At 48.9% G+C, this 12313-nt stretch carries 8 protein-coding genes; 4 read left to right on the top strand and 4 right to left on the bottom strand.

The window, feature by feature from the left end; all coding sequences use genetic code 11:
* The first annotated feature begins 69 nt into the window (after positions 1 to 69).
* Complete coding sequence (locus NDI48_22530) at positions 70 to 1599, top strand: redoxin domain-containing protein (GenBank protein ID MEP0833945.1); 1530 nt, start codon at positions 70 to 72, stop codon at positions 1597 to 1599.
* A gap of 18 nt (positions 1600 to 1617) precedes the next feature.
* Here NDI48_22530 and NDI48_22535 read toward each other — a convergent pair whose 3' ends face one another.
* On the bottom strand, positions 1618 to 2649 hold the full coding sequence (locus tag NDI48_22535; protein MEP0833946.1) for a circadian clock KaiB family protein: 1032 nt from the start codon (positions 2647 to 2649) through the stop codon (positions 1618 to 1620).
* 405 nt (positions 2650 to 3054) lie between these two features.
* The gene (locus tag NDI48_22540; protein ID MEP0833947.1) at positions 3055 to 4374 is read right to left on the bottom strand and encodes a type IV pilus twitching motility protein PilT; all 1320 of its coding nucleotides are present in this window, start codon (positions 4372 to 4374) and stop codon (positions 3055 to 3057) included.
* A gap of 560 nt (positions 4375 to 4934) precedes the next feature.
* Between NDI48_22540 and NDI48_22545 the strand changes: the two genes are divergently transcribed.
* The 3 genes from NDI48_22545 (at position 4935) to NDI48_22555 (ending at position 7423) form a co-directional block, all read left to right on the top strand.
* The gene (locus NDI48_22545) at positions 4935 to 5309 is read left to right on the top strand and encodes a hypothetical protein (GenBank protein MEP0833948.1); all 375 of its coding nucleotides are present in this window, start codon (positions 4935 to 4937) and stop codon (positions 5307 to 5309) included.
* 142 nt (positions 5310 to 5451) lie between these two features.
* Positions 5452 to 6567, top strand: a complete 1116-nt coding sequence (wecB, locus tag NDI48_22550; protein MEP0833949.1) for a UDP-N-acetylglucosamine 2-epimerase (non-hydrolyzing) — start codon at positions 5452 to 5454, stop codon at positions 6565 to 6567.
* A 73-nt stretch (positions 6568 to 6640) separates the two neighbouring features.
* Entirely contained in the window at positions 6641 to 7423 is a 783-nt protein-coding gene (locus NDI48_22555; GenBank protein ID MEP0833950.1) for a hypothetical protein, read from the top strand.
* A gap of 6 nt (positions 7424 to 7429) precedes the next feature.
* Here the strand turns inward: NDI48_22555 and NDI48_22560 are convergent, their stop codons facing one another.
* Positions 7430 to 10447, bottom strand: a complete 3018-nt coding sequence (locus NDI48_22560; GenBank protein MEP0833951.1) for a CHAT domain-containing protein — start codon at positions 10445 to 10447, stop codon at positions 7430 to 7432.
* A gap of 206 nt (positions 10448 to 10653) precedes the next feature.
* A complete protein-coding gene (gene ndhD1 / locus NDI48_22565; GenBank protein ID MEP0833952.1) occupies positions 10654 to 12237 on the bottom strand; it encodes a photosynthetic/respiratory NAD(P)H-quinone oxidoreductase subunit D1 in 1584 nt (527 codons plus the stop codon).
* Positions 12238 to 12313: the final 76 nt, after the last annotated feature.

Here is a 12313-nt window from a genome sequence, read left to right on the forward strand (position 1 = left end):
AAACAATTCCTGAGACTCGATAACGTAAAGAATTACTAAGTTATTGCACAATTGAAGGAACGAAATTAAATGACGCCTCGTGTCCGAGCGCCAGAACTTCCCCAAGATCGAATCTGGCTTAATACAGACCGTCCCTTAGCTCTGAAACAGTTGAAAGGACGAGTGGTCGTTCTTGACTTTTGGACATACTGCTGCATTAATTGCTTGCATGTCCTGCCTGACTTGAAGTATTTAGAAAATAAGTACAAAGACAGCCTTACGGTTATTGGCATCCACTCGGCTAAGTTTGACCAGGAAAAAGAGGCTCAAAACATCCGTCAAGCGGTACTCCGATACGATATAGAACATCCCGTTCTCGTTGACAGCAACTTTGATGTATGGCAGCAGTATGCCGTTCGGGCTTGGCCTACCTTGATGGTGATTGATCCGGAGGGGTATGTGATTGGCTATGTATCCGGTGAGGGAAATCGAGATGTTTTGGATCAGCTCATTGAGCAACTCATCGGCGAACATCAGGAGAAAGGAACCATCAACTTTCAGGAACTCAGTCTGACGCTAGAAAAGCAGCGACAACCCCTAGCGACCCCCCTGGCTTTTCCGGGTAAAGTGCTGGCAGATGAAGACGGTGAGCGCTTATTCATTGCTGACTCTGGCCATCACCGGATTGTGGTGAGTCACCTGAGTGGTGAGATTCAGCATGTGATTGGAACAGGCAAACCTGGCTTGACCGATGGTTCCTTCGAGGAAGCTCAATTCTTCGCCCCTCAAGGAATGACCTTAGATAGCCACAATCAACTTCTCTACGTGGCAGATACCGAAAACCATTGCCTGCGACAAGTTGATCTCAAAAGCCAGCAGGTCAAAACGATTGCTGGTACGGGTGAGCAAAGCCACCACATCCGCCCTCATAGTGGAAAAGCTCTAGAAACGCGCTTGAATTCTCCTTGGGATGTGGAGAAAGTCGGTCATTCTCTCCTGATTGCCATGGCGGGTTCCCACCAAATTTGGGAAATGCAGCTAGAAACAGGTTGGCTGAGAACTTACGCGGGCACGGGTGCGGAAGCTTGCCTGGATGGAAAGCCGGATCAGGCGGCTTTTGCCCAGCCTAGTGGACTGACGACGGACGGTCGAGAGTTATACATTGCTGATAGTGAAGTTAGCTCGATTCGAGCTGTGGGCTTAGTGGACCATCTGCCAGTGCGAACAGTGTGCGGTAGTGGCGAATTATTTGGTTTTGGCGATGTCGATGGTGAAGGCGCTGATGTCCGCCTGCAACACGGCCTGGGTGTCGAATACACTCAAAATTACCTTTGGGTAGCTGATACTTACAACCATAAAATCAAGCGCGTTGACCCGCGAACGGGTAATTGCCAGACGATGCTGGGGCAGGGAACGGCTGGTCATCAGGATGGTCAAAGCATTAAGGCAAGGTTCTCGGAACCCTCTGGTTTAAGTGCGATCGCAGCCCACCTCTATGTGGCTGACACGAATAACCACGCGATTCGTCGCATTGCTCTCGATACTCTTGAAGTCACCACTTTAGAGTTTTCAGGCTTGTGTGCACCCGACGTTTGTCTTCCCACTCCCGTCCCTTCCTAAACTCACCAATACGACGAGCTAGTCTTCTGGAACAGCTAGTATTCGTAGGATTCGTTCAGCATCTGTCAAATCACCCACGATGCGCCGGACAGGTTGAGGCCAAACTCTGAGCAATGTTGGGGTGGCGGAGATTTGATTGGCCTCGGCTTGATCAGGGTGTTTAAAAACGTCGATAACTTTCAGGGTATAGGGAAGACGCAGAGAATTCTCTAACAACTGGTGCAGGCTCATGAGGATATATTCCGTGGCTGCACTGTGTCCCGACACAAACAAGCGCAATACGTAACCTTGAGCTTGTTGCAATTGGGCGTCAGGCGGAATTTCTAAAGAATTGCTGTGTACTGTCGCTGGCGTTGGGTGGTGAGGGGGGGGCGTGTTCGTCGTTTTCTGAATGCGATCAGCGCTAGGCTTCGGCTGCTCCAACGGAGTACGCCGCAGCGCTTCGCTATCGCCTCCCGTTTGTGCTGTCGTAACGCTGTCACTAGGGCTAACGGAGCCAAAAGTTGTGAAACCCTGTTCAGGCGTTAACTCCTGAGGTGCTTTGTACTCTTGTGCTAAAGTTCTGTGGCTAATCACTTCTCCCTGTGATCCTAAAGCCGATTCTGATGTCGTAGCTTCGGCGGGAGAAGAGGTTAAATTTTCCTGGAAAGAGCTGTCGCCCTGTGTGTTTTCTAAAGGCACTTGCTTAAGCTGGTGGCTGGGGGAACTTCCGCTATAAGAGTATGAAAATTGCTCAGTGCGCTCAAAACGCACAATCAAATCATGGTCTTCCCAAAGTTGGGGGAACTGATGGCGATAAGTCTCCAGAACGAGCGGATCGCATAATCCTTCTTGCCAGGGAGCCAATTGCCAGACTAGGTTGCCGATGCCAAATACGGCATTGAGTAAAGCTTGGTGATGCCGCACGAGCGGGTAAATCTCGGCTGAAGTCTGTATTTGTCGGGTTCGTGGGTCGAGCCAGCGATCAATGGTTGCGGTGTACCCTGGCACTAAAAAATGAGGTGGTTCCGGCAATCCTAAAATTTCTTGCAGAGCTACACACAAATGCATATGCCAATGGCCCTGCTTTTTGGGATCAAGGCAATAAATTAAGTCTGCTCCCGGCGTAAATAGGGCAATGCCTTTAAACAACTGGGGGAAAAGTGGTTTCTCAAATTTCAAGGACTAGAGCCACAGATTAGGGTTTTGGGATCAGAGAGTCGAGTATTGAAGTGTCAGATTTACGCCTTCATTAATTTTCCTTACTCCTTGCTCAAACCCTCAAATCATTAGAGCTTACCCTTAAGCGCCATATTTCCGGTTGTTCACGGTAGGTCAAGGGGGCGGTTGTTGCTCAAAACCTTTATCATTATTTTACCGTGAAGTCTTCACAATTAAGCGCGAACGGTAACGCTGACTACAGTTGAATCCCCGCCTGCCATCTGTGATTCAAGCGGGGGATTCCTGTGAAAGTCGCTAAATACGACCGCGTAGCATCATCGCCATTTCGTTTTGAGTCGGGGACATTTCCAGCGCGGTTTCTTCCGTGATACGTCCTTCCTGATAAAGGTTAAACAGAGATTTGTTCATGGTGACCATCCCGTCAAATTCACCCTCATCCATGAGTTGTGAAATGTCATCGTATTGACCCTTGCGGATATAGTCCTTAATCGCCTCTGTGTTGATCAGGATGTCGTGAAAAGCTGCACGCTTACCATCTGTTGTGCGACACAAACCCTGAGCAATAATAGCTACTAGAGATTCTGCGATCGCCACGCGCATGGCGGGTTGCTCCTCCGCCGGATAGAGCGTGAGAATCCGTTCTAGAGTTTTAACCGCACTGTTCGTGTGCAGAGTACCCATTACCAAGTGACCTGTTTGAGCGGCTTTGAGAGCTGTATTCACCGTCTCTCTATCCCGCATTTCCCCTACCAGAATCACATCGGGGTCTTCCCGCAACGATGCCTTTAAGGCATTGTCGAACTTCAGGGTATGCATCCCCACTTCCCGTTGTCTAATCAATGCTTTACGACTTTGATGGACAAATTCAATTGGGTCTTCAATGGTAATGATGTGCTTGGGCATCTCCTTATTCATGTAGTCCACCATTGCCGCTAGGGTTGTGGACTTACCAGACCCCGTCGGACCCGTAACCAAGATCAGACCCTTATGATAATGACAGACATCTCTAAATACAGGGGGCAACCGCAGTTGCTCAATCGTCAAAATCGTCAACGGAATCAGTCGCAGTACCATTCCAGGGCCGCGCAGAGTGTCGAAGACATTAATCCGCACCCGTGCAAATTCATATTGAGTTGCGCCATCAAATTCCAGATGGTCATGAAAGCGTCGGATTTCCTCGTCGGTTAGCACTTCCCGCAACCAACTCAAAAATGTGGCTTGATCGGTTTCTGGGTGGTTGGTTAGTTCCATCTCGCCACGATTGCGATAACGAGGAGCTTCACCGACACCAATGTGAACGTCAGAAAATCCCTTGTCATAGGCATAACGAACCAATTGCGCCAACGTCGGCTGTCCCGGTGAGGGGCCGACACTCCGTGCTGGCATCCGAGCCTTAACATTGGATGACGCTGGTACTGCCGGAGGACGAGAGGTTGCCTGTTGCCCTGAAGGTGCTGAGCGAGGGGGTGGAGCCGCAGAACTCAGTGTTTGTGTCGCCATCTGGTTTTTCGTTCCTGAAGCGACTCCCCCACCCATATTACTGCTTGGTGGCGGTGGTGGTGGAACCATGGGAGGGGGGGGCGGTGAGATAGGCCGACGCTGTGAGTCTGTCATATTGCAATTGCGAGTTAGCGAGGATAAGTGATTCTACGAACTATATCTTTATAGTCTTCCCAAACTTGACGGTTCGTTATCATTCCTTCACAACAATACTAAATGGATTGTCTGAATTTAGCTCCTGCGGATGAATGCTCTTAAAAAGAGTAAATCGTCACTAATTTGCTATCCCGCGTGATAACGCACAATTATGAGAAAGAGTCCCCAAACTGATAAGAAGTGTAAACCTGGACGCTCGGTTGAGCTGTGCCTAGCGCCGCCTGATTTTTTAGCCTGGAAAATTATTTGCGCTAGAGTCTGTAACTCTAGCTCCATCAAGACCTCTATCTCTAGAGAGAATGTCCATTTTGGGTTTCATTTAAAATGTGATTTTTGTAACGATTTTTGTAACGATTTCGATCCACAAATGTTTCTGCTTGAATGTAAATTTTCTTGAATATCAGCTCATCATAATCGAGAGTTTCTCTATACTGATTTTCACGACATCAAATCCGCCAAGGATTAATAAAGCGGTTTTTCTGTAAATTATTTTTTTAATCACAACAGGAGGAAGAATCATGGTATTAACGAATCGTGAGAGTTTAGCAAAGAGCTATTCTTTAGCCATGCTCAAAAGCTTTTTGATTTGGACGTTTACATTAGGAGTTTGCTTACTGGTCGTTGGTTTTCCGTTAATCGTTTTAATGGTCACCGTTGGGGCGTTCCTGGCGATCACTTTACAATCCGTATTGCCCGTTAGTGCCGTACTGCTGGTGGCAGGAAGCTTGATTGGAGCCAATATTTTAGCGGTTGTAGTCGGTGCAGCAATTCTTACCTTTAAAGGTGTTCATCCGGAGGAAGTTCACTGGTTAAATTGGTTGCATGGTGGACCTGACCCTCTTAACACATCGGTGTATGCCGCTTGTCCGCTGACCTGCGATCTGACGAAGTAGTATAGGGTTGGCTGACGGGCGACTGTTGGTTAAACTTTAATCACATTATTAAGTTTTGAATACAACAGTTTTGCTACCCGGTCCAATCCGGGTTTTTTCATGTTTAAATTCTGTCGGATGACTTTTTATTTAATAATTCTTCATGCCCCGATCTCCTATTCCAATTTGCATTACCCTGGGAACTCGCCCGGAGGCGATTAAACTTGCACCTGTGATTCAACAGTTCCGACACTGTGCGGCATTTGATACTCATGTGATTTTGACGGGTCAGCATCGGGAGATGGTCGAGCAAGTCATGCAGTTATTTGAGTTAAGTGCTGACCGGGATTTAGAAATCATGCAGACAAAGCAAACCTTGACGGATATTACATGTCGGAGTTTGCAAGGATTGGAAACTATTTTTCAGGAAATTCAGCCTCAGTTAGTCATCGTTCAAGGGGATACAACCACCGCGTTTTCTGCTACCTTGGCGGCGTTTTATCAAAAAATTCCAGTTGGTCATGTGGAAGCTGGATTGCGTACCGATGATTTGTTTAATCCTTACCCAGAGGAAGCCAACCGACGTTTGATTTCTCAGCTTGCTCAGCTAAACTTCGCCCCTACGCCCCTTGCCGTAGAAAATCTGCAACGATCTGGAATTGTTGGGGCGATTCACCACACGGGCAACACGGTAATTGATGCATTGCTAACTGTGGCACAGCGCCAACCGCCCTGTGAAATTAAGGGTTTGGAGTGGGGAAAGTACCGCACACTCTTAACAACGGTTCATAGACGAGAGAACTGGGGAGAACCGTTGCAGGATATTGCTCAAGGGTTTCTGCAAATTTTAGATAAGTTTTCTGATACCGCCTTACTACTGCCCCTGCATCGCAATCCTACGGTAAGGGAACCTTTACAAGCCCTCTTAGGCGACCATCCTAGGGTATTTTTAACGGAACCCTTAGATTATGCAGAACTGGTAGGCGCGATCGCACGTTGTTATCTCCTACTCACCGATTCTGGGGGATTACAGGAAGAAGCACCGAGTTTGGGTAAACCCGTGCTGGTGCTAAGAGAAACCACGGAAAGACCGGAAGCGATCGCAGCAGGAACCGCTAAGCTGGTGGGGACAAATCCCGATCGTCTTGTGACAGAAGCCAGTCAATTATTGAGTGACGTGAGTGCTTATGAAGCGATGGCGACCGCAATTAATCCCTTTGGGGATGGTCATGCAGCTGAACGGATTTTGGAAATTGTCAAGGATTATTTTGGTTTATGAGTAGGGTAGCCGCCGACCGCGTCACTAAGAAGTTAGAACTGAATGACTATTGCACCTGGTTTGGAGAAAAGCGATGCGCCGAAACACCAGCGGCTTAAATCCGGGAAAGGCTTCTAGAGATGTCAGGTTTGCCCAGCGGCCTGGACTCATTTTCAACGCGATGGTATTGCTAGCCTTTGCCCTAGGTTTGTTCTGTTTTTCCTTACCTGGGTTGCACAACATTTTAGAACCCAACCTCGTCAATGTCTTGGCAGCACCCCTATACTTCTTGCTGTTTATTCATCTGATGGGTCTATTCGGGCTTCTCAGTGCTTTCCCTCCCAGAGGCGATTCCTTCCTGACTTATATCACGGCTATCTTTGTTCCCTGTATGCTGCTTTGGTTGGCGATCGCGTGGTTCTGGGTTATTCGCGCTATTGGTGAGAGAGAATCATCGCTTTGGGGTGAACAGCGATCGCATGGGTGGTTTGCTCCGATCATGCTATGGCTGTTGTCAATTCTCTGGGCAACCCATATCCCACTCTCGGTTAATTTCGCCTTGCACAAGTCAGGGTTTGAGAAACTCGCCGATCGCGTCATGGCTGAACCGTCTGGGAATATAGATTTCACACCGACTCAGCCAATGGGGATTTTTTCTATCTCCGGAGCCTTTCGTCAGTCCAAGACTATCGCCTCGATTGAGACGACCAGCGAACACGGCTTATGGGCGCATGAGGGGTTCGTGCGAGATTTGTCTCGAAAACCAGGGGGACTCCAAGCGAATACCTATAGTCTTGCCCCTCACAGCAATAATGGCGATCAGGATATTTGGTACCTGGGTGATGGCTGGTATGTGTTCCAGAATCTGTTGGACTGAGTCAGGCTATCTCCATTCCCCTTGTAGAGTGAAGGCTGCCCAGTAATAGGGCGATTTCCAGGTTGCATCCTGCAACATCTCAATTTGTGCGGCTCTCAGGGCGGCGGCTGGTTTTAAGTTGTCTTGCAGCATCTTTTTGTAGAATCGCGTCATCAATTCCGATGTCCCTTCATCCGCCACACTCCACAAACTGACTAGGACTCTGGGGGAACCCGCATACATAAAGCCTCTTGTCAAGCCCACTAATCCTTCTCCTTTAATCTCCTTGCCCAGTCCAGTTTCGCAGGCACTCAGGACAACGAGTTCGGCGGGGAGGTTGAGGTTGAAGATATCGTTGAGTCGCAGGAAGCCGTTTTGGGGGGTACCTTTTTGATCGACGAGAGAGAGAACAACGCCCGATAATTCTGGATTTTGGCTGTTGAGGATGCCGTGGGTGGCAAAGTGGACGATTTGATATTGGCTGAGTTGGGGGCTAATTGCTGTGGCACGATTGGCGGCAAAATCGAGCGCGGATTGGCTTTGGGTATAGGCGACAAGGGAGAGGATGCGATCGCTCTCTTTGCGAGTAAAGGGCAAACGTTGGAACGTGATATCCGCTTCTCTGGCAGAGCGAGTTAAGGCTAAGCTGTCCAAGTCGTTAGGGTTTACAGGTTGTGCGGATACCAAGGTTTTGAGGCGTTCATCGTCTTTGCTAAACACTGGATCAGCAATTACAGCTATCTTCTTTGGAGCTAATTTCCGCCCGTTAGTGTCTTGGCGAATGATGGCGACGGTAGAGGCTGAGGGCAGGTTGACGATTTCGTGATTGACAATTAAAGGAACGGGATTTTTGTCTTTGCCTAAGCTGTCGGGTGTTGGTAATGCGGCAAAGGGTAAATATTGCAGTGCGCCATCACTGACAATGAGTAAGCGTTTGCCTGCCAATTGTCCCGCCACTGGGGATAAGAGCATTTGGCTGAGTTGGGTGGTGACTTCTAGGCTATCCTCACGGGGAATAGCACCGAGTCCTCTTTGTTCGGGTGCTTTTTGTTTTCCTGTATTTTGGTAGAAACTTTGGGCGGCTTTTTCGATGTCGGCACGTTTAGGGAGTTCGTAGCTGCTGATGCTAGTTTTGGTCACTGCCCACAGGTAGCTACGGTCTTCACCTAAGCTGTACTCTAACAGTAGGGTGTCGTCGTCGAGGACTTGTTGCTGAATTTCACTGAGGGTGAGGGGTTGGGGATACTTCAGGGACGCATAACGGGGACTGGTACGGCGGATTTGTTCTTGGACTTGTTGATACTCCTCTTGCAGCACCGTCCTCTCTTGTTCTAAGGCTTGTACCTGTTTGTTAGTCCATTGTCCGCTAAAGAGTTCGATACGGCGTTTTTCTAAGGCATCAAATCTTTGTTGCAAGGTGTTCTCTTGTTCGAGTAATTTGGGGTTTGCACCTTGGCGAATGTTGGCTTGAGCTTCGGTGAGGAATTCTAGGAGAGTGCGTGCTCTAGCGCGTTCGCTGGCTTGCAGTGCTAAAGCGTCGTAGCCTTTAGAGGGGTTGGTTTTGTGCAACTGCATCAGCAGGTCGATGTAGAACTCGTAATAATCCTGCACTGAGGCGAAGTAAGAGGTGCGGAGTTGCTGGCTACCAATTTTAGTGCGAAGGTTTTCAATAATGTTGATGGCAGCCTCAATCTGAGTGAGAGCTTCGTTGAGATTGCCTCTGTCCCGTTCAAGGGAGGCAATATTGTAAAGGGTGAGAGCTTGCCCTGCCTTGTCGCCCACAGTACGCCTAAGTGGCAGGGATTGGTTGTAGAACTCTAGCGCCATCTGCTTTTCACCCAAATCATCGTAGACTTTGCCGATGTTGTTGAAGGTGGCGGCTTCTCTTGGCTTGTCGCTTACGGCACGAGCCAGGGGTAGGGATTGGTTGTAGTACTCCAGCGCTGTTTGGTTTTGACCTAAATCAGAGTAGACTTTGCCGATGTTGTTAAGGGTACTCGCTTGCCCTGCCCTGTCGCCAGAGGCACGAGCAAGATGTAGGGATTGGTTGTAGTAGTCGAGGGCTTTCTGCTTTTCCCCTAATTTGTCGTAGACTCGACCGATGTTATTGAGGGTGACCGATTCCCCTGCCTTGTTGCCTACCGCCCGAAAAAGGGGCAGGGATTGGTTGTAGTATTCGAGGGCTTTCTGCTTTTCCCCTAAATCGTCGTAAACTCGACCGATGTTGTTGAGGGTGACAGCTTCGGTTGCCTTGTTGTCTAACGTGCGTTTTAGAAGTAGGGATTGGTTGTAGGAGTCGAGGGCTTTTTGCTTTTCTCCTAATGCCGAGTAGACTAGACCGATGTTGTTGAGGGTACGCGCTTCCCCTGCCTTGTTATCTACTCCACGAAAAAGGGGCAGGGATTGGTTGTAGTATTCCAAGGCTTTTTGCCTTTCTCCTAATGCGTCGTAGACTGCACCGATGTTGGAGAGGATGACGGCTTCGGTTGCCTTGTCGCTTACGGCACGAGCTAGGGGTAGGGATTGGTTGTAGAAGTCGAGGGCTTTTTGCGTTTCTCCTAAATCGTCATAGATTAGACCGATGTTATTGAGGGTGCTGCCTTCTCGTGCCTTATCACCTACTGCTCGATAAAGTGGAAGTGCCTCTTCATATTTTGCGATCGCTTGTTTTAGGGATTCGGCTGTTCCTTGCTTATAGAGTTGTTTTCCCTCCTGAAAGGCTCGTTCTGCTGCGGCGCGGGTGGCATCGTCAGAAGGAAAAAGTGAAAGGGAAAAAGGAAAAATTAGTTTGTCTTTTGCCGTTTGTCGTTTGCCTTGCCAAACGTTGTTTTGCTCAGGAGAAGCAAAAGAGGGCGAAAATTTTTGAGGTGTGGCAGCGACGGACTCTGACAGCAACAGAACACCTATTAAGAGAGCTAAACTCCTTTCGCATAAAGTAACCCAGCTCTTGAGCAGCAATAAGAGCGCTTGGTGAGTACTTGTGTTTGTTTTGTGCGATCGCGCCATTCCTGCTCCTGCCCTCTTCACCGCTCTCAACTGTTGCACTCTATCTCTGAGAGTTTAGAGGTTATGCAGGTAGGTTGGGAATTTTTCAGATCCCCGACTTCTCTAAGAAGTCGGGGATCTAGGCTTCACAAGCGATCATCACTTGCTCTTCCCAAATATCGAGGGTTGGGGTGTCAACCCTCAAAAAAGACAAAGGATTGGCATCATACCAATCCTATTGCACGAATTTGATGAAAAGTCAAGTCCTAAGGTTCACCAATTTTCGGTGCTACCAGAGACAAGAACGGCTGCTCTGCCTTCGCCACCGCCGGTTGCCCCAAACTTGGCACCGATGCACGAAGCCGCTCTGTCAACTGATGCGTAGTGGCATCGTAAATCTGAGTCAGCATCTTGGGATAGAACCCAAAGCCGATAATCGGCACCAACAAACACGCAATGATAAACACCTCTCGCGGTTCAGCATCCTGCAAGACTTCGTGTTCAATCAATTCCTTGTTTTCCGGGCCATAGAAAATCTCCCGCAGATTGGACAGCAGGTAGATAGGCGTGAGAATCACCCCAACCGCTGCCAAAAATACGACAATCACCTTGAAGGTTGAGCTGTAGGCATCACTGGTTGCCAAACCAATGAATACCATTAACTCCGCCACAAATCCGCTCATCCCCGGTAACGCCAAAGACGCGAGGGAGCAAGTCGTCCACATGGCGAAAATCTTCTTCATCTTCTGCCCCACACCTCCCATTTCATCCAACATCAGGGTGTGAGTTCGGTCATAAGTGGCACCGACTAAGAAGAACAGGCTGGCTCCAATCAAACCATGAGACACCATTTGCAGCACAGCGCCGCTTATGCCCAAGTCAGTAAACGAGCCAAGCCCGATTAACACGAATCCCATGTGGGAAATCGAAGAGTAGGCAATTTTCCGCTTCAGGTTGCGCTGAGCAAAGGATGTCATTGCCGCGTAAACTATGTTCACCACCCCTAAAATCACCAATACGGGTGCAAAGTAAGCGTGGGCATCGGGCAGCATCCCCGCATTCATGCGAAACAGGGCATATCCCCCCATCTTCAGCAGAATGCCTGCCAGCAACATGTGAACGGGTGCCGTTGCCTCACCGTGGGCATCGGGTAACCAAGTGTGCAGAGGGAAGATGGGTAACTTAACCCCGTAGGCAATCAAAAAGCCAGCATAGACCCAGAGTTGGAAGTTTAACGCATAGTCTTTGGCTGCGATCGCACTCATATCAAACGTTACGGTATCCCCGTAAAACGCCATCGCCAACGCCGCGACCAAAATAAACAGCGAACCGCCTGCTGTGTACAAAATAAACTTCGTTGCCGCATAGAGGCGCTTTTTGCCCCCCCAAATCGACAACAGCAGGTAAACCGGAATCAACTCCAGTTCCCATACCAGGAAGAACAACAGCATATCCTGAACAGCAAACACGGCAATTTGTCCGCCGTACATCGCCAGCATCAGGAAGTAAAACAGCTTGGGTTTGAGGGTAACCGGCCAAGCGGCTAGAATTGCCAGCGTGGTCATAAAGCCGGTCAGCAACACCAGAGGCATCGCCAACCCATCAACCCCCACCGACCAATTCAAGTCCAGTTCGGGTATCCACGAGTACTTCTCCACCAATTGCAGTCCAGGATTGGAAAAGTCATACTCTGTGCCAAAGGCATAAACAATCAGGGAAAAATCAATCAGCCCGATGATCAGGGCATACCAACGCTCCCACATCCCATTCTTTTCAGGGAGAAAGGGGATGAACAGCGAGGCAACGATGGGAAAAAGAATAATAGTTGTTAGCCAGGGAAAATCTGTCAAGCTCATTTTCAGTTGTTAGTTTTTAGTTCAGAACTTACGCCGTTGAGATTTCTCAAGAGTCTGAATCAAGGCGCAA

The organism is Microcoleus sp. AS-A8 (genome assembly GCA_039962225.1).
Taxonomy (GTDB): Bacteria; Cyanobacteriota; Cyanobacteriia; order Cyanobacteriales; family Coleofasciculaceae; genus Allocoleopsis.

Excerpts from the sequence above, each read along its gene's own strand:
- NDI48_22530 (MEP0833945.1), top strand. The coding sequence starts at position 70 with ATGACGCCTCGTGTCCGAGCGCCAGAACTTCCCCAAGATCGAATCTGG.
- NDI48_22535 (MEP0833946.1), bottom strand. The coding sequence starts at position 2,649 with ATGCATTTGTGTGTAGCTCTGCAAGAAATTTTAGGATTGCCGGAACCA.
- NDI48_22540 (MEP0833947.1), bottom strand. The coding sequence starts at position 4,374 with ATGACAGACTCACAGCGTCGGCCTATCTCACCGCCCCCCCCTCCCATG.
- NDI48_22545 (MEP0833948.1), top strand. The coding sequence starts at position 4,935 with ATGGTATTAACGAATCGTGAGAGTTTAGCAAAGAGCTATTCTTTAGCC.
- wecB (MEP0833949.1), top strand. The coding sequence starts at position 5,452 with ATGCCCCGATCTCCTATTCCAATTTGCATTACCCTGGGAACTCGCCCG.
- NDI48_22555 (MEP0833950.1), top strand. The coding sequence starts at position 6,641 with ATGCGCCGAAACACCAGCGGCTTAAATCCGGGAAAGGCTTCTAGAGAT.